The 19,015-nt window shown below is 60.8% G+C and carries 13 protein-coding genes; 3 read left to right on the top strand and 10 right to left on the bottom strand.

Translation table 11 applies throughout. From position 1 onward, the window contains the following. Both GXB81_RS00690 and GXB81_RS00695 read right to left on the bottom strand, forming a co-directional pair. A complete protein-coding gene (locus tag GXB81_RS00690) occupies nt 1–2,109 on the bottom strand; it encodes an acetate--CoA ligase family protein (RefSeq protein ID WP_205988029.1) in 2,109 nt (702 codons plus the stop codon). A gap of 29 nt (nt 2,110–2,138) precedes the next feature. After that, nucleotides 2,139–3,284 carry an acyl-CoA dehydrogenase family protein gene (locus GXB81_RS00695; RefSeq protein ID WP_205988030.1) on the bottom strand — a complete coding sequence of 382 codons (1,146 nt, stop codon included), beginning with the start codon at nt 3,282–3,284 and terminating at the stop codon, nt 2,139–2,141. Between the two features lie 106 nt (nt 3,285–3,390). On the opposite strand from GXB81_RS00695, the gene gcvA reads away from it, so the two are divergent. Next, nucleotides 3,391–4,296, top strand: coding sequence for a transcriptional regulator GcvA (gene gcvA / locus GXB81_RS00700; RefSeq protein WP_205988031.1), 906 nt, complete (start codon nt 3,391–3,393; stop codon nt 4,294–4,296). Between the two features lie 56 nt (nt 4,297–4,352). Here gcvA and GXB81_RS00705 read toward each other — a convergent pair whose 3' ends face one another. From GXB81_RS00705 to GXB81_RS00715, 3 genes are all read right to left on the bottom strand, one after another. Then, nucleotides 4,353–5,735: an MmgE/PrpD family protein gene (locus GXB81_RS00705; RefSeq protein ID WP_205988032.1), complete on the bottom strand. Its 1,383-nt coding sequence runs from the start codon at nt 5,733–5,735 to the stop codon at nt 4,353–4,355. Nucleotides 5,736–5,797: 62 nt separating this feature from the next. Beyond that, complete coding sequence (locus GXB81_RS00710; protein WP_205988033.1) at nt 5,798–6,613, bottom strand: alpha/beta fold hydrolase; 816 nt, start codon at nt 6,611–6,613, stop codon at nt 5,798–5,800. Next, nucleotides 6,610–7,929 (bottom strand): MFS transporter, encoded by a 1,320-nt coding sequence (locus GXB81_RS00715; RefSeq protein ID WP_167048509.1) that lies wholly within the window; start codon nt 7,927–7,929, stop codon nt 6,610–6,612. The genes GXB81_RS00710 and GXB81_RS00715 overlap by 4 nt, the downstream gene beginning before the upstream one ends. Nucleotides 7,930–8,659: 730 nt before the next feature. Here GXB81_RS00715 and GXB81_RS00720 point away from each other — a divergent pair. Then, on the top strand, nt 8,660–10,528 hold the full coding sequence (locus tag GXB81_RS00720) for a DUF3857 domain-containing protein (protein WP_241016171.1): 1,869 nt from the start codon (nt 8,660–8,662) through the stop codon (nt 10,526–10,528). A 157-nt stretch (nt 10,529–10,685) separates the two neighbouring features. On the opposite strand, the gene GXB81_RS00725 is transcribed toward GXB81_RS00720, so the two are convergent. Continuing rightward, nucleotides 10,686–11,594, bottom strand: coding sequence for a DMT family transporter (locus GXB81_RS00725; RefSeq protein WP_205988034.1), 909 nt, complete (start codon nt 11,592–11,594; stop codon nt 10,686–10,688). Nucleotides 11,595–11,958: 364 nt separating this feature from the next. On the opposite strand from GXB81_RS00725, the gene GXB81_RS00730 reads away from it, so the two are divergent. Continuing rightward, complete coding sequence (locus GXB81_RS00730) at nt 11,959–12,684, top strand: helix-turn-helix transcriptional regulator (RefSeq protein ID WP_241016185.1); 726 nt, start codon at nt 11,959–11,961, stop codon at nt 12,682–12,684. A gap of 508 nt (nt 12,685–13,192) precedes the next feature. Here the strand turns inward: GXB81_RS00730 and GXB81_RS00735 are convergent. From GXB81_RS00735 to GXB81_RS00755, 4 genes are all read right to left on the bottom strand, one after another. Beyond that, a complete protein-coding gene (locus tag GXB81_RS00735; protein WP_241016172.1) occupies nt 13,193–15,481 on the bottom strand; it encodes a YadA-like family protein in 2,289 nt (762 codons plus the stop codon). Between the two features lie 1,171 nt (nt 15,482–16,652). Next, nucleotides 16,653–17,126, bottom strand: coding sequence for an isoprenylcysteine carboxylmethyltransferase family protein (locus GXB81_RS00740; RefSeq protein ID WP_241016186.1), 474 nt, complete (start codon nt 17,124–17,126; stop codon nt 16,653–16,655). A 743-nt stretch (nt 17,127–17,869) separates the two neighbouring features. After that, complete coding sequence (locus GXB81_RS00750) at nt 17,870–18,316, bottom strand: SRPBCC family protein (RefSeq protein WP_167048503.1); 447 nt, start codon at nt 18,314–18,316, stop codon at nt 17,870–17,872. Between the two features lie 165 nt (nt 18,317–18,481). Further along, nucleotides 18,482–18,874: a VOC family protein gene (locus tag GXB81_RS00755; RefSeq protein ID WP_167048645.1), complete on the bottom strand. Its 393-nt coding sequence runs from the start codon at nt 18,872–18,874 to the stop codon at nt 18,482–18,484. Between the last annotated feature and the right edge of the window lie 141 nt (nt 18,875–19,015).

Here is a 19,015-nt window from a genome sequence, read left to right on the forward strand (position 1 = left end):
CTAGCCCCCGATCTTCACGAGAGCATCCACCGCGAGAACACCTTGTCCTTCTTCGAGCACCATCACCGGATTGACTTCCGCCTCCAGAACCGGGGCACCGGGCAGTGTAGCCAGCTTCGACACAGCGACGATGGCATCCGCCAGTGCTTCGAGGTCGCCGCGTGCCTTGCCGCGATAGCCGTCGAGCGCACGCATGGCCTTGACCTCGGAAATCATTTCGAGCGCCGCTTCCCGCGTAACGGGGGCGAGGCGCAGCGCGCGATCCCTGTAAATCTCCGTGAAGATGCCGCCTGAGGCCAGCATCACAATCGGCCCCACTTGCGCATCGCGACGGTATCCGATGAGAACTTCGCCCAGTCCCCGGGTCATCTGCTGGACAAGAACGCGCTGCAGTTCGAACCCTTCGACGTTGCGGGCCACGTTCGCGCGGATTTTTTCGATCGCGGCATCGAGTTGCCCGGCGTCACGGATGCCGAGTTCGACACCGCCCACGTCCGTCTTGTGCGGTACGTCGGCCGATAGCACCTTCACTGCAAGCGGATACGGCAGGTTATCCGGAAGACTGCCGTCGCCTGTTACGTCGATCGCCACGGCGGGCGCATGAACGACGCCGACCTTCGCCAGCAGTTCGTAAGCCGCCAACTCGTCCAGAAGTATCGGCGCACCTCCCGCGTCGACTGCGGCCGGCTCGACGATCGCGAGCGGGCTGCGTCGCGCATAGGCCGATGCGATCGAGTCCGCGCAGGACTCGGGCGTGCGGAAACACGGCACACCGCTCGCGGTCAGACGCCGCAGCGCTTCGGGGGCATCCGGCACGACAAACGCGGCGAGCGGAAGCAACGCCGGTGACTGCGTTGCGCTATCGATAATCGGACGCACCGCAAGCTCGGGAGAGAATCGCGCGGAGGAGCCGGCGACCGCCACGACCAGGTCGAATTCCGGCGCCGATCGCAGCACGCCGAGGGCCGCGCTCATCACGTCATAGCGGGTGCCCGCGAGCGTGAGGTCGACGATGCGGCCGCTGTTCACCTTCACGCCCGCAGCGGCCAGACGCTCGTAAGTCTGCGCGCTCGGATGCTGGACCTCGATGTTCCGGACTCCGAGCTGATCGACGACCATGGCCGCGCCGCCGCCGGTCGTCGTCACGACCGCGACGCGCGGCTTGCTCGCCGTGGCGGCTTGGGCAACGGGAACGCATGCCAGCAGAGGCAGGCATTCGAGAAACGCATCGAGCGTTTCGACGCGTGCGATACCGCAATCTCTCAGGAAAGCATCGGCGACATCGTCCTCGCCGGCGAGGGCTCCCGTATGCGAGACCGCCAACTCCGCGGCCGCACTCGAACGGCCGAGTTTGTAGGCGACGACAGGCTTGCCTTTCTGCGCAGCCTGAACGGCGAACTGGCGAAGTTTGTCGGAGTGCCGCAAGGTCTCGAGGAAGAGCATGTAGCCCGTGACCTCGGGGTCGTCCAGCGTCGCCGCGCAAATTTCGCCGACGCTCAGGTCGACCTCGTTGCCGACCGAAACGAGCCCGGCAAAGCCGACTCCGCGCTCCTTGCCTCGCGATACGAGCGCCCCGATCATGCTGCCGCTATGCGACGCGACAAAGATTCCGCCCACCGGCAGGTCCGGTTCCGCGAACGCCGCGTTCGCGGTCAGCGCAAGCTTCCTGCGCACGTTGACCATACCGAGGCCGCTCGGGCCCAGCACGCGAATCCCGGTCCGTTGAACGATCTCCCGTACGCGTTCCTCGCGAGCCTCGCCCTCCGGACCGCTTTCAGAGAAGCCCGCGGCGAGAATCGTGGCAACGGGAACACCGAGTTCGGCGCACTCCTGCAAAGCGTCGATCGCGGCGTCGGTCGGCGTGAGAATGAAGGCATGCTCCGGCACGACCGGCAGTGCGCGAACACTGGGCCAGGCCTGTTCACCCAGCACGGTGTCGCGGTTGGGATTGATGGGATAGACGTCACCGTCGAAGCCGGCCTGGCGGATAAACCGGAGCGGACGCGCCGCGGTTTTCGAGGGGTCGTCCGATGCGCCAACAAGTGCAACGCTGCGCGGTGCAAGGAGCACGTCGGCCAGCGACCTGCGCTGCGATTCGCCCTGGGGCATGATGCTGTTCTCCATGTTAGACGCCCCTCTTATTTGCGCTGATCGAAGCGGCGCTGGAACACGTTCTCGGCGATCCGGTTCTTCAGCACTTCGATCGAGCCGCCCGCGATCATCCAGCCACGCGTGCGACGAACGCAGTATTCGACCAGCGACTCCTGGCTATAACCCATGCCGCCCATGACCTGCAGTGCCTCGTTCGAAACATCGAAGCCCGTCAGGTTGCAATGCGCTTTTGCAATGGCCGTGTTGTACGCGGTCGGCAACTCGCCGTTCGGAACATTGGCCGCGCGATAGAGCAGCAGTTGCGAGGCTTCCAGCTTCAGCGCCATATCGGCGAACTTCCATTGAATCCCCTGGAACTCGCAAAGCTGCCGGCCAAACTGTTCGCGGATCAGCGCATGCTCGCGTGCCGTATTGAAAGCGTAACGCCCCAGCGCCAACGCACGCGATGCGTTGCCGACGCGCTCGACGTTGAAGCCCGAGATCTGCTTCTTGAATCCGCCCGGTCCCAGCAGAACATTCTCGGCGGGAATACGGCACTCTTCGATATACAACTGCGACCACTCTTCGCCGCTCATGAAGCTGGACGGCTGACCGACCGTAAATCCGGGCGTACCCTTTTCGATCAGCACGGAGCCGATGTTTTCCACACCGGGACCGAATCGGCAATAGACGAGAAACAGGCTGGCATCCGGACTATGAGTCGAGAAGATTTTCGTCCCGTTGATAACGTACTCGTCGCCCTCGCGCCGTGCCGACGTCTTGAGTTGCGTGACGGCCGAGCCGGCACCGGGCTCCGTCATGCCCAGCGAAATCACCTTGCGCCCGCTGAGCAGATCCTTGAGATAGCGCTTCTTCTGCTCGGCCGTCGCATACTCGACGAACGTGCGAATCGGCCCGAAATTCCCGGCCTGCACGATGTCCGCGCTCTTCGGACAAACCAGCGCGATTTCCTGAATCGCGATGACCGCATCCATGAGGGTGCCGCCCTGGCCGCCATCCTCTTCGTTCATCGTGATGCCGAGCAGGCCTTGCTCCGCAAGCTTCCCTGCAACGTCGAAATCGAAACCGGCATGATGCGCGCGCTTGAGTGCGCCTTCCGCCAACGTGTCTCGCGCGAATCGCTGCACTGCATCAGCGAACGCGGTCTGCTCCTCAGTAAGTGCGAAGTCCATGTTTTCCTCTTTGACCGTGGAACTGCTATGCGATTGATTATTCCAGCCGGTCGATTGACACACTACTTCGCATACGGTACGTTTCTGTGACTTTTTGGAACATCTCATGCCCCGGACAGTCCCGCCCCTGAACCCTCTTCACGTCTTCGAAGCCGTCGCCCGATTGGGCAGTCTGACGAGTGCCGCCGCGGAGATGTACGTGACACATTCGGCCGTGAGCAGGCAACTCGCCACGCTCGAAAACTATCTCGGCGTGAGTCTGTTCGACCGGGGACCCAGAGGCGTCAAGCTCACGAAGGTGGGAGCGGCTTACTACAAGCAGATTGGGCCGGCGTTCGCGTCCATCGTGAGCGCGACCGAGACGATCGTCGGCCGCGTGGAGGGAGAGCCGCTACGGTTATCGGTCTACAACACGTTCGCCGCAAAATGGCTCATGCATCGGCTGCATCGATTCGAGAAGGCACAGCCGAACATCCCGGTCGAACTCAGCACGACCGTCGCGAAGATCAATTTCAGCGAAGTTCAGGTCGATGCGGCTATTCAGTTCGGAGACGGCAACTGGCCCGGCATCAACTGCGAACGTCTGTTCGATGACGTCATCGAACCGGTATGCAGTCCGGAACTGTTGAAGAACGGCCCACCTCTCGCCACTATCGACGACCTGGCCAATCATCGGCTGCTTCAGTCGCGATACCGGCGCAACGACTGGTTCGACTGGCTGCGAGCGGTGGGCCGCGGCGACCTGGAAGGATTGGTGAGCCGTCAGCGAGGAGGATTTCAGAATTCCCTGCTTGCGTACCAGGCCGCAATCGAAGGGATGGGCATCGTCATCGGCCAAACGCGGCTGCTTGCGAACGACCTGACCACCGGCGTTCTGGTCCGGCCTTTTGACCGGCCGGTAACCCGCGAGCTCGCTTACTATCTGCTGGTTCCAGACAACCGGAAACACTCCCGGAAGGTCGAGGCGTTCAGAGCATGGCTTCGTTCTGAAATTCAATCGATGCCGGGCTAAACGTATCCGGGGCCCAGTTGATTGGCGAATCACGCCGGCCCCGGTGGAACACACTTCTAGCGACCGTCGCGGTCTCGCTTGAATCCTGCCGGCAACAGGTTCGACAGGTTCAGATCCGATACGTCGAGTTCTTCCATCCGCCACAGTTTTTCCAGAAGTTCGTGAGCGGCTTGCGAGCCGATCACGGGCTCGGCGAGTTCCCGGAACTTGTCGTCGATGTCCGCGTCGCTGAGCGGCGCTTCGGGGTCACCGCGCCGGTAAGGCGCGAATGCCTCGACTGTCTTGCCATCGACGGACGCCAGTTCGACGCGGGCAGCACGCATCCTCGGAAAATTCCGGGTTATTTCCGGGTCCGCGACCAGTTCGATCTTCTTCATCCACTCCCGCACGTGACCATCGCGCAGACGTTCGTCCGAAAAAGCCTCCAGACGGACCGAGCCGTACACCGCCGCATGTGCCAAAACGTAGGGCAAGCTGAAGCGCGCTTCAAATGCCGACTTCGGCTCACGAATACCCGCGACTTCAAGAGCAGGCGCGTATGTTCTGACGACCACCCGGGCAATTTGCTCCCAGCGTAGTCCGCTGGTTTTCATCGCATCGAGCAAGGCGTCGATAGCTGCGAATGTGTGGCCGCAGCAACCATGGTTCTTCTGAGTGATGCGCTCGATGTTGAATACGTCGCCCAGTCCGTCCGTTACCGAACGCCAATCGGGCGAGTCGCAAAGCGCGGCGCCGAATCCGGCGCTTCCTTCGAGAATGTCGGCCACGCCCGTCACGCCGGCCGACGCGCCTTGCGCCGACGTCACGCCGACCCAGGCCGCATGTCCCGCGTGAAGCGCCTTGGTCATCGCATCGGACCTGAAAGCCTGCTGCAGACCCGACGCAAACGTCGCCGATGTGGCCATGGCGTGCAACGCCGCCTGAGCGTCGCCGGGAGAGGTCAGGAGAACACCCGCGGCTGCCGCGCCAAAGCAGCCGACCGTTCCGGTGGTGTGGAAGAACCGATAGTGAGCCGGCTGGATCGCCGCTCCGATGCGTGTCGATACCTCGTAGCCCGCGACGATCGACTTCAGAAGCAGCAGACCGGAGGCATGCGAATCCTCGGCGAGTGCGAGAGCGGCCGCGATGGTGGGGCAACCTGGATGGTAGATGGCGTCGCGGAAAATGTCGTCGAATTCCACCGCATGCGAGATGCTCCCGTTGAGCCATGCTGCCGTCGCCGCGAACGCGGTCGTCTCGTTGCCGGGCAGGCTCGATCGTCCATGTCCGAGTTCGGCGCGATGCGCTTGCAACAACTGGATGCCGGGCGCGACCTGAGTACCCGGCAATAGCGCTGAAAACCAGTCGATCAGCACGCGTTTGGCCGCGCGAAGCGTGTTCGGCGTCAACTCCGCTGTCGCCTGCCCTTCAACATACTTTGCAAATGATTCCAGTATCATGGCTGCCTGTTCCGAGATGAGTTGGGCAATATCGGCTTACGCCCGATGAAAGCGGTGAAGAGCTAGGAGATGAATTCGCTCAGATGTCTGTTGAACCACTCGGCGCGCTCGTACTGGAGCCAGTGAGCGGCCGCTTGCACCGACGCACGATTCCTTGCGGAAAGGCTGTGAATCCAGCCCTCGCGCGCAGCCACCTCGTGAGCCTGATGCGGATCCTTCGAGCCGAGCACCAGCCATACCGGCGCCTGAACTCTTTCGATAAGCGCCCGGGTAGGATTGCTGCGGGCAATGGGCCGGGTCAGAACCCGGGTTGCGCGAACGTGCCGCGCCGCGAGCGCCGTGAGTTCCGGTGTCACCAGCGATGGATCCGACAGCATGATTTTCTTCAGCGAGACTTCCACGCCGCCCGCCATGCCCACACTGCGAGCGACCTCGGCAGCCTCTTTCTGAATCTGGCTCAGTGAGGCCGAAACCGGCCCCATGCCCGCGGGATTGACCAGTGTGAGCGTGCGAATCCGCTCAGGCCTGCTCGCCGCCATATATCCGGCAACGCAACTGCCGAACGAGAATGCCACGAGGTCGAACTGCCCGACGTCGAGTTCGTCCAGCAAATCGAAGACACGTTGCCCGGCAACTTCGAGCGAGAAAGTTTCGGCGGGAGCCGACGATGCGCCGAAGCCCGGAAGATCGGAGGCAATCACTCGCCGCCCTTGCGCGAGTGCCTCGAGGTTGGCTATCCAGTGATACCAGCCGCCGTGCCCGCCGTGAACGAAGACAACCGGCTGGCCCTTGCCGAGGTCCACATAGCTGAGGCTCCCGTTCGCCGCGGTCTGTTGCCTCGCCTGTCGCGACAGTCGCTCGAAGGCCGCTGCGATCATGACTCCACCGTCGAACGCTCGATGCGCTTGCCGTTGGTTTCGGCCATTACCAGGTAGGTGACCAGGCTTATCGCCGACCCCACGCATACGTAGATCAGAAAGAACCGTTCCAGGCTGCGCTCCTGAAGCCAGGTCATCAGATACGGCGTCGTTCCACCCAGCACGGCGACAACGAGATTGAACGGCAAGCCGATGCCCAGCGCCCGCACGTCGGTATCGAACAGCTCGGCCATTACCGCTGGTGCGATGGACGTGTACAGCGCATAGAGCACCATGCCGAACAGTTCGACGCGCAAAATGGACCAGAAGGTATCGCCGACCGACAGTACGACCGGATAGAGAAACACCGTGTACGCTGCGGCCATCACGATCAGTTGAGGGCGGCGGCCGAACCGGTCCGAGAGCATGCCAAACAGCGGTTGAACCACCGTGAACGCGATGAGGCTCCAGGTACTGGCCGCGTAGGCGGTCGCGGGCAGCGCACCCGAGCGGTGAATCGCATACACGGGAACGTAGACGATGAAGAGATAGAAGGCGAAAGCGCCAAGAATGCTGGTACCGATCAGCGTCAGCACCTCGCGCCGATGATCGGCGAGCAGAGCCCGGATCGAACCGCTGGTTTGCTGGTTCTGCTGTTCCGCGGCTTTCGTAAACGCTTCCGTTTCGGCGACCCGGGTACGCAGCCAGTATCCGAACAGACCTCCGGCGGCGCCGATAACGAACGGTATGCGCCATCCGAAGCTCGCCATCTGGTCATGGCTCAGCGACTGCGTCAGCGCCCAGGTAATGCCTGATGCCAGAATAAGTCCGATCCCGGTGCCGAAAAACAGGAAGCTGCCGTGATAACCGCGTCTATCAGGCGGCGCTGTCTCGGCGAGGAAAGAACAGGCCGCGGCAAATTCGCCGCCCACCGACAAGCCCTGCAACAAACGCGCGACCGTTGCGATGAGCGGTGCGGCAAGTCCAATCGTCGCGTACGTCGGCAAGACGGCAATCATGAGCGAACCGAAGGCCATTGACGTGACGGACACGGTGAGCGCCGTTTTACGGCCGTAACGGTCGGCGACGACACCGAGCAGCCATCCGCCGACTGGCCGCATCACGAATCCGAGTGCGTATACGCCGAAAGCGGCCAGAAGCGCGGAGCTCTGGTTGTCGGCGGGAAAAAGTTGCGCGCCGAAGAAAATGGCGAGATTGGCGTATATCGAGAAATCGAACCATTCGATGGCATGCCCGATACACCCGGCGATGCGACTTCGAAGATACGCTCTGGTCGAGGCCTCCGTTGCCTCGGCTGTGGATAGGGTGTCTGACACATTGTCTCCTTTGAGGCGGTTATCGCTCTTCCGGTGTCCCCTACGTCAATCTGGCTTCAAGACAGCGGATAGGTGCGCAGAGTTTGGCGCGCACAGCCTGCGTTGAACACTTCCTATCGCTCACACTGATGTTCTAAAAAGTCACAGTGCGCAAACGGAACTGCTGCGGCATCGCCGTGCTGGAATGGAAGAGTCGTCAACCAGATCGAGAGGCTCAAACGCGCCACCAGCCTCTGCCTCGCGGGAAATCATACCGACTGCCGGATTTCCCGGAAGTTACCTGATAAACCCACACGAATTAATATTAAAAAATACATAAATACCATCTAAAAAATATTTACTTAAAATCATTTAATCCTTCATAAAAACACCACCATAAAACCGATCTTCATTTTCTTGACACATGCCCGGCGACTGCTAACATAAACTGAAAATGCAAGCATTTCCGGTTTAAATAAGGCGTTACGATCCGTAAAAACCAGCTGATTCGATGAAATCCATTCGCCTTTCCAGTGCAATCAATCTCCCAACCATTTATTAATACAAATTCAATGCATCAAACATGGAAATTATTCATGCAATGTTAAATATATAGAAAGGAAATCGTTAAAAACGATACCAGTATGTTCGATGTGCAGTCATTAGCCGGACCGGAAAAATCACACGCGAACCGTCGTCGCACCCAACCGGCCACGGCACCTTTTCTAACACGTTGCGAGACAGGAATTCCATGCGCGGACTGATCCCTTCCCTGTGTACGGTCGTATTGCTCGCGACTCATTGTGCCGCCGCGATGGCGGGCTTTCAGTCGAACATCACGAACCTCTCCGATGACATCGTGTATGACATCAGCGAGAACGGCGCCAGTACGCGGACCGTTGCGAGACGCATGCGGATCAATACCGAGCAGGGTGTCACGCAGAGCGGGCAGATTTCGCTGCGTTACAGCGAATCGCAGCAGAATCTGAAGGTCGAGGAGGCCTACACCACGACGAAAGATGGCGTGCGTCTCGATGTCACGCCGGACAGGATATTGACGCAACAAAGCCCGAAAAGCGCAGGCGCACCGATGTTCGATGACGACAAGGTCAAGGTCATCGTATTTCCCGGCGTCGCGGTCGGCGCCGTGCTGACGCTGCGCTACGAGTTGACCCGGAACAAGCCGCTGTTCCCCGGCCAGTTCTCGATGAGCGAGTACTTCAGCAACGCGATTCAGCGAGATTCGATGCGGTTGACCGTGCATGCCCCGGCGTCGATGGCGCTTCACGCGGACGCGATCGGGCTCGATGGCGGGCGGATCGACACCAACCAGCCTGACCGGCAAGTGTGGCAATGGACGCTGACGAATCGTCCCGCGCATCCGCCCGAGTTCGGTTCGGTCAGCAACCTCGACTACAGTCCGCGTGTGGTGATGACGACCTTCCCGGACTTTGCGGCTGCCGGCGCCGCCTATCTGGAGCGTGCGCGTCCGAAGTCGGCTGTCACACCGGCGATCCGATCCCTTGCCGACCGTCTCACGCAAGGTGTCGACGATCCGCGACGTCAGGCGGAAATTCTCTACGACTGGGTCAGCACGCACATTCGCTACGTCGCGATCAATCTCGGCACGGGCAGCGTCGTGCCTCACGAAGCGGATGCGATTCTCGCGTCCACCTATGGCGACTGCAAGGACCACGTGACGTTGCTGGAAGCGCTGCTTGCTGCGAAAGGCATTGCCAGCGCGCCGGTGCTCGTCAATCTCGGCACGATGTACTGGCTGCCAGGCGTTGCCGATCCGCTCGCGGTATTCAATCACGTGATCACGTACTTGCCGGCCTTCAAACTGTTCGCCGATTCGACCGCGCAAGTTGCCCGCTTCGGCGTGCTGCCGGGTTCCGAACTCGGCAAACAGGCACTCCTGACGGATGATGGTACAGGCACGGCCCACGTCATCACGCTGCCACTCTCGACGCCCGACACCGGGCGTGTGCAGGTCACCACGAAGATTTCGCTCGACGCGCAAGGCAACGGCTCCGGAACGAGCCGGATCGACAACACCGGTACGTTCGACTGGGCAGCGCGCCGGATATTGACCCCGTTGCCGCCCGGCACCGAGTCGCAATTTGCCGCGCGCATGCTTACGCTAACGGGTCAGGACGGCTACGGTACCTATCTGCACGGCGATTTGCTCGATTTGCGCGAACCGTTCCAATACGAGACGCGCTTCACGTTGCCGGATTATGCGCAGCTACCGGGCCCGGGCGCTTTTCAGGTGCCGCTCGGCCTCGGTAGTTTTTCCGGAATCAGTACCGCATTCGAGACGATCATGGTCGACACGCGCGACTTCGCGATGCCGTTCCCCGGACGCCACGTGATGGAAACCACGACCATTACGCTGCCGGAGGGCATCACGGTGCCAAGGCTGCCACGCCCGGCCGAGATCCGCTCCCCGCTCGGCACCTATAGCTCCTCGTACCAGACCGACGGCCGGACCGTCACCATTACGCGCAACCTCGACATCAGTCTGCCGACCGCGCTGATCGAGCCAGCCCAGTATCCTGCGTTCCAGCAATTCGGGCGGGCAGTGAGGCGGGACTTGCGCACCGTACTCGTCTATTGACGGTACTGACGTGGTCCCACGGGATTAAGACCTGGCTCTGCGCGCCGACGAAGCGAGAACGAAGCGATCCGTCTAACCGGGCTCGTACAGGGCGAGTGGTCGATTCAACACGTTTCGCGCCATCGACCACTCGCGTGAAGCCCGAAGCCCGAACGCATCACTCCCGCACGACGGCCGACCGGCGCAGCACAGAGCGGCCGAGCCCCTGCGCAACGCCCACACCGAGCAAGGCAGTACCGCCGCCGAGCAGGTGATAAAGATGCAGGTTTTCGCCGAGCAACACGATCGCGATCAGCGCGGTAGCAATCGGCAGCACGTTCATGAACAGCGCGCAACGGTTCGGGCCGAGATGCCTGACGCCCTGCATCCACAGATACGGAAGCACGACCGAAGCGAGCACGCCCGCATACAGGATCAGCGGCACGCTCGCGCGCGTCGGCAACGCTTCGGCGGCCGGCAGGCGCAGCAGCATCGGCAGCATGAAGACAAGCGCGAACAGCGCCTGCAGGTACGTCGATTGCCAGGTCGGCAGACCGACGTGCCAGCGCTTGAGCAGCACGCCATACAGCGCGTAGGCGAGCGCTGCGAAGATCATCAGCAGATCGCCGAGATGCACGCCGTTCGCGAGCAGCGTCGCCGGATTGCCTTGCGTAATCAGATAGACCACGCCGAGCAACGACAGCATTCCGCCGCCAACCATACCGGACGTCGGCGTTTCGCCGAGCAGCACCGTACTCGCGACCATCGTCATCAGCGGTACGAGCGCGGTGATGATCGACATGTTGGTCGCGGGGGTGGTTTTCGCCGCTTCGTACGACAGGCTCTGGAACAGCGCCATCGCGAGAAAGCCGAGCACCGCGAGTTTCGGCAGTTGCGGCACGATCGCCGCGCGGTTGCGCCACGCCGGCTTCAGCGTAAATACGCTCATCAGCGCGACGGCCAGCAGCAAACGGTAAAACGTGATCGCCGACGGGTCGATCGTGTGCGCCGACAGCTTCGACACGATCACGTTGCCGGCCCACAGCAGGATTGCCACAAACGGAAACAGGAAATACGATCTCTTCATGTCTTGCTCTACTTTGATGTCGTTGATTGATATCGTTGAGACGGGATCGAAGCGGTGCGTTGATCGCTCGTGGACGCGGCTCGCGCACGGCTTCAGGGTGAAGTACCATCGTGCGCCCGCGGCCTCGCGGCTGTCTCACGTCAAAAAGTCTTTACCTGTCGTGAAACGGTCAAGTGAGCGGTCAAATAAGCAGTCAAATGAGAGATCACGCGGGCGATCGAAAGCGCACTCGACCGCGCATCCATCTGCTTGTTTCCATACCCTGTTGCCAGCACGAATGAACACGCGAACCCATTCCGATGCGCGCGGCGCGACCGACACGCCTGTCGCGCCCAACGCTCACGTGCCGTTCGAAAGCACGCCGATGCCGGTCTCGGCGATGGCGGCCTGGTATCCGCACGGCACCGTGATTGCCGCGCACCGGCATCGGCGCGCGCAGTTGCTGTATGCAATCGAAGGCGTCATGCAGGTCGAATCGGCGACCGGCTCGTGGGTCGTGCCGCCGACGCGCGGCGTGTGGCTCGAACCGGAAGTCGACCATTCGGTACAGATGAGCGGTGACGTGAAGATGCGCACGGTATTCGTCGAGCCGGGCGCGGCCGCGCATCTGCCGGCGCGCAGTTGCGTGGTCGAAGTGCATCCGCTATTGCGCGAGCTGATTCTCGCGGCGATCGACATACCGCTCGACTACGCGGCAGGCTCGCGCGACGATCATCTGATGCAGTTGCTGCTCGCGGAGTTGAATGCGGTGCCGTTGCTGCCGCTTTATTTGCCGTGGCCCGCCGAGCGTCGGCTGCGTGAAGTCTGCGACAATCTGCTCGCCGCCCCCGACGACAACCGCACGATCGGCGCATGGGCGCGCACGCTCGACGTATCGGAGAAGACTTTTCAGCGCTGGTTTCAGCGCGAAACCGGCATCACGTTCGGACGCTGGCGTCAGCAGGCGCGTCTGCTGCTCGCGTTGAAGCACCTCGCTCATGGAGAGAAGATCATCGCGGTCGCGATGAATCACGGCTACACGAGCCAGAGTGCGTTCGCCGCGATGTTCAAACGGCACTTCGGGGTCGTGCCGTCGGCGTTTTACGCGTAGTGGCGTAGTGGCGCGTGGGACCAGCGAGGGCTCGACGGCGACCGTGCGCTGTATCCCCGAATGCTGACGCATGCACGCGTCGGCGCGCGGTCTGTGCAATCTGGGGGGGCCCGCTTTCTTCGCAATCTTCTTTGCAAGCTTGGGGTTGGATGGGGAAGTTTGAGGTTGACGCATAGCGGGCTTGACCGTTAGTTGCGTTAAAAAGCAAGCGTCTCTTGCCCCCGATAGATGCCCTTCACTGTTCGACTGGTATGCCATGTGTCGTCAGGGGCGATCTGCACCGAGCCTGGCTCTCTCAGATCAGGCCCATGCCGCGACCGAATGCGACGCACTGCTGACGGCCTCGATCGGCTTCGATCTCTCACGCAGACAAGCTCGCAAGAATCCGTGAAAAATCGACACGCTTGCCGATGCCCGGGAAAACTCGCAACGCCAGTCGACGTGCAACCCTTGCTGCGCGTCGACTGGTGCACCCGGCCTGGCTTGTGATCCGATTAATGGACGCCGCTCACCACTGCATCGCCGCCCCCACGCCGACTGTCGTCCCCGCCGCGCTGGTGCCAAAGCCGGCCTTGACCTTGATGCTCTCGGAAATGCGAGCCGTTCCGCCAATGGCAACGGCCTGATATCCCCGATAGCCGGCGGTGCCCACTCCCAATGAAAGCGTCTTGCCCGGATCGACTTCGGGAATCATGGTCAGGGCCGTCGCCGCGGCGATCCCGGCATACGCATAGCGCGCGGTCGAATTGATGCCGTCCTGCAGTTGGGCGGCACGCTGGTCTGTATAGGCATTCGCCTGAGCAAGACCGGCATTCAGCTGCTGGACGTTCACGGCGTCGGTAGGCAGCGTGCCGGCTGCAACGTTCGCGACCTGCCTCTGGTTCGTCGCAGATCCCACTGAGACGACGTTGGTTCGCCCCCCGTCGTCACTGTTCGCACCGAGTGCCACGGAATTGTTGCCGGTCGCGCTCGCCCCGCTGCCTAACGCTGTCGAGTTATCGGCTGCGGCAGTCGAATGGCCGCCCGTTGCCGTGCTATTGGCACCCGATGCGACCGATCCCGAACCGCCGGCTGCGGAGTTAGGCCCGGTGGCGCCCGGTGGAATCTGCGGTCCGACGGGGTTGGAGGAAAAATCTCCGCCCCCGCCGGTTTGCTGCTTGATGAGCTCGGTGAGGTGTGTGGCAACGGCGTCGAGCTGGCTCACGTTGACCGCATCGTTTCCGGCACTGCCGCCCGCCACGCCTGTGATCTGCCGGTTGCCGACGTTCACTTCGCCCGCCGACGATTGCGGGCTGCTGAGCCCGTACGCGATGTAATTGCTCAGCGCACCAACCGTGGTCACCGAACCGGCGCCGAGCGCCACACTGTTCGCGAACGATGCCGTCGAGCCCGCGCCCAGCGCGAGCGAATCCACGGCGCTGCTGTTCGCGCCGGAACCGACAGCCACGGCGCCCGATTGCGTCGCGCTGGCCAGCGAACCCTGCGCCACGGACTGCGCGCCACTGGCGTTCGAGCCACTGCCGATTGCGATCGCGTCGGCCTGATTCGAGTTCGCGGCCTCGCCTATCGCCACGCCGCCAGGCGCCGTAGCGTTCACGATGGCGCCGTTGCCGATGCCGATACCGTTGTCGCCGTTGACGACGGTGGTCGGCCCAACCGCGATCGATTCGGCCCCCACGGCCAGCGAATCCACGGCGGTCGAATTCGCATGGAAGTATCGTGTGCCGGTCGCGGCGAATGCAGACAGCGCGCCGGCAAGTTGCCTGATGGTGACGGCGTCCTGGGGCTGGGTGCCGTCGGCCACGTTCGTCAATTGGCGAAACGTACCGGTCGTCGCGTTCCCGAACGACACCGCGCCAAGGAGCGTGAGGTCGGATGTGTTGTACGGGATCGCGTGACCGCCGTTTGGAATCTCGCCGACGCCGGGCACGACCGGGCGGTCGGCCACCGAGCCGGAACCAATGGCGACGCTGTCGGCGACGGAAGCCACGCTCTGCGGTCCGAATGCCAATGAGTTGATTGCCTGTGCCTGCGCGCCGGTTCCGGCCGCGAAACTGTCTGCACCGCTCGCGATCGCCAGAGGGGCAATCGCGATGCTGTCGATGCCGGTCGCCTGGCTGTCCGCAGCGGTCGAATTCGAGCGGAAGTATCGGATACCGGAGCCGTCATTGATATCGCCGACGGCGTTCTGCAGGTTGGTGAGATCTGTGTCGAGCCCGGTGAGTGCGGCACCGACGTTGTTGAAGATCGTGCCGCCGATGGTGTAACTGGGTGCGGAGACGCCGACGCCTGGTGTGTAGGTCGAGCCGCCGCCCAGTGCTGCGGCGACCGAAGTTCCGGTCGCGTTGCCTGCGCTGGCTACCGAGAAGAGTTGCGAGCCGTTCACTGCATCGGTCGAAGTCGCTGAGAGCACGCCTGCGGCGACGTTCTGGATCTGCCGCTCGCTGCCTGCTGCGCCTACCGACACCACCGAAACCGGGGCAGTGGCCGCGGCCGTACCACCGCTCAGGTCGAAGGCGCCTGTGTGCGGCGCGGCGGTGCTCGACCCGGCGCCTAGCGCCACGTCGCTGGCATTGTTTGCGGTGGCACCATTGCCGATCGCAACCGACGAGGGTCCCGTCGAGACGGACTGCGGCCCGAGCGCGACGCTGTCGGCGCCTGCTGCAGTTGCATCCGCGAGCGTGGAATTAGCCTGGAAGTACCGCGTCGCCGCATACAGTTGACTGCCGTTGATCGCATCCGTGCTGGTCGCGCTGACGGTGCCTGCCGCAAGCGCTGTGATCTTGTTGTTATTCATCTGAACGACGCCAAGCATTGAAATGCCGGCCGTACCGAGTAGTTCCAGCGTGCCGTCAATATAGCCAGTAACGCGGGCCGTGGAAGCACCAAATCCCGCACCGCCCGTATCACTGCCGGCATTGTTAAGAGAGAAGGCGTACGGGGTCGGGTTAGTACAGCCCAATGCCACACCCGTTCCAGAGCCGGGCCCCCAGCTATAACCAGAGGTAACGCCTGCTGCCGCATTGCATAGTTGCAGTCCGGAGCCGGCCGCCTCCGCAGTCGGCGATCCAGTCAATACCGCCGCCCCCGCAATGGTAAGGATGACATCCGCTAGTGCTCGTGACCTGCAGGGCTTGCCGCGTGCCGAAGTACGCTCGGATGCTGCTACCCACGACCCAAGTGCTTCATTCCATACGCTGACGAATTGTGCGTTCATGAGTGTCTCTCTTTCATAGAACTTGTGGACATAGTTCTAGGCTTTGGCGTAGCGCATACGCTCGAACAGGCGCGCGCATTCAGCGCAGTACCAACGATTAAAGCTATGGCAGGTGGCACGAACCAGACGGGTCGACTGCTTTGGATGCGTCGGCCAGATCAATACGTCAGTCAGAATGAGGACAGTCTCGACAAGCGTCGACGAGAGGTTTTTCGCGTAGCGATGCAGGTAGGACAGTGCAATCGAATGCCCGGTCTGCCGACCCGCTCGCGCAGACTGCATATCTGGACGCCGCCCGTTGCAAGCGCTCTCCAGGCCTGGAATTCAGGCAAATACAGTCGATGTATCTCGACCCTATAAACAAAGGAATTCTTAGTAATTTTCTGACGATAAAGGCAATGTATTTTCCTGCGCTCGATACACAGGATGTGTCTCTCGGTTCGCGTGCAGGCGATGACAAGTTGCTCGATTTCACAAAATCGCTTCGATATGTGACCACGGTGAACCCCTCGTATTCTTTGCAATCGTTTTTTTGCCGTAAACCGCGTAACAGGAAAATAGCACTAGTCCGGAAAAACTAATAGATGGTTAACACGACATAAATCAGGTATTTACCTCTCCTATCAGAATGAAAAATTCACTCTTTTTAATATTGAAAATTTTTCAAAGAATAGAAACCCATACATCGAGAAACAGGCAAGTGATTTTAGTGTGAAATAAATCGCACAAAATCTACATAAGCATAGCCAACTTATAATTCTGAAGCTGAGCCTCGCATATGCAGCATACGTATCGCCAACCGCTTGAGCAGCACGCTTTCCTCTATTGCAATGCGTTTCTTCACCACGGCGAACACAGGTACAAACTCAATCGCGAAGCCTATCCCGTTGTTCAGCGCGAGACCGTAACCGGCAAGTGTGATGAACATGCACGCATACGAAGGATGATTGGCGAGGTGGTAGAGGTCGGAGATGACCAGTTCGTGCTTGTCGCGAATGGCGACGTTATAGGCAAACATTCGTCTGCGCGACGCGATGGCCTGGATGCGTAGGACAGCGACAACTACAGGGCGAGTGCGATACCAAAAAATCTCATCAGGGCCATTCCTTGCCGGCACCATACCGCACTGCCCCATAACGGCGTTCAATTCACAAATCGCGCTCGATACCGCTCTGCCTTCGCGCACATCGTTGACCGTACGTGTAGGGAGAACGACATCGAGCATCAACTGACGAAGATCACGTGAAGATCAGGCGTCTCCAGGCGAGACTAAACACTGTAATACCTCAATCAGCAGTGGAGCAAGCTGAGCCGCCCTACAGGGAAAACGAGTTACTTATTTAGAAGATGTACCAATTCTCCGAAGAATGATGCAGTAGTGTGCCCCCATGAAACGGGATTAAAAAAGAGGCCGTACGCAGCCTTGAACTCAAGATCCAGATTGAGGCGATGGTCTCGGAGAAAAACATCAATCTCAGTCGCCAGCCTCGAACGTGCCGATAGATTGCTTTCACTCTCGTACAGAGCGAAGATCTCCTCTATGGTATTTCCCCACAGTTCGAAATCTTCTCCAAAGTAGTTCTGGATGAAGTTCGAAAGCTCAGGGTATCGATCAGTCTGCCCATGGACATTCATTCAATCAGATAAGCTGTGAGGATGTAATAAGGCATACGAGCCGGAACCGCCGCCAGTTGAGGCGCACTCAACACGACACGCACGCCACTCGAATCCTCATTTGACATTCCCATACCCCTGTCGTTATCCAGGCAGCCACATTAGCCGCCAGGCACAGGGGTATGGAATGGGCACAGGATGATTTTTCAGACTTCTTTGCGCGATTCGCGGTAAGCCGCCACACAGCACAACAGCGCAGGAAGCCTCATCTCGCCCACCGACGAAAACGGAGAGAACCACATCGATATCAGCTACCGCGACCAGTAGAACAGCACCCGATACCTGCAGCCAACATCAATCAGGAATCTCCGGCTCAACCAGCTTCGCCAGTTGCGCCAGCGACTCCTGCCAGCCGAGGTAGCACATCTCGGTGGGAATAACCTCGGGAATACCTTCCTGCACGATGTTGACTTCGGTGCCGCACAACACCTGCCGCAACGAAATCGTCGTGTTCATCTCGCCGGGCAGATTCGGATCGTCGAAACGATCGGAGTAGCGAATCTTCTCGAACGGCACCAGCTCGACATACTCGCCGCCGAACGAGTGGCCGTTGCCCGAGCCGAAGTTGCGGAAAGACATCTTGTACGTGCCGCCGACCCGCGCATCCATGTGATGAACCTGACATGTGAATCCGTACGGTGGAAGCCACTTCGCTATCGCATCGGGTTCGAGAAACGCGCGATAGATCCGTTCGGGCGTCGAGCGCAAGACGCGATGGAATTTAACGGTTCCGGTAGCCATGATGAGTTCGCCTTTCACGAGAGGGGTTGAACATACTCTCACGACGAGCCGGCGCTGCGGAGATCGACACCGCGAAGACCAGGAGAAACCCGTAGATACGTCTTACGTGCGTCTTCGCCACCTCGGAGCGCCGTGTTGCGGCTCGGGACGGACTCCCCCGCGCGTCTAATTCCGCGCGAGCGTTTGCCCGATCACGAAGCGGTGTCCCTCGGGTGTCGCGACGACGAATTCACGCATGGCGTACGGACGGTCCATCGGCGGCTGAAGAATACGCGCGCCTTTTTGCACGAGTTCTTCATGGAGAGCGTCCACGTCGTCGACTTCCATGTAACCGAAGTAGCTGTGATCGCCGATCGCGGACGGCGCTAGCGCGCCTGGACATGAGCCGAGCATGATCCGCACCTGCCCTCTCGACACGAGACGCCAGTCGGATGCGTCGGCCCATTCCTCGCGAAAGCCGAGCACGTCACGGAAATACGCCGCGCTACGGTCGAGGTCCTGGACTGCGAGGACATAGGCGAATGGCCTCAAGGTACTCGCGTTGTTCTGCTCCGACATGAAGGTGTCTCCTCACGGCAAGTGCGATGCGATTGCGCCGGGAGCGCGCGAACCAGGGCGATCAGCCGGACACGCTCGAAACGCACGCTTACGTACTACGCACCCAAGCCAGCCGAAGCTTCCCTGTCGCGAGCGCAGTAC

This window comes from Paraburkholderia sp. Ac-20336 (assembly GCF_017105025.1).
GTDB lineage: Bacteria > Pseudomonadota > Gammaproteobacteria > Burkholderiales > Burkholderiaceae > Paraburkholderia.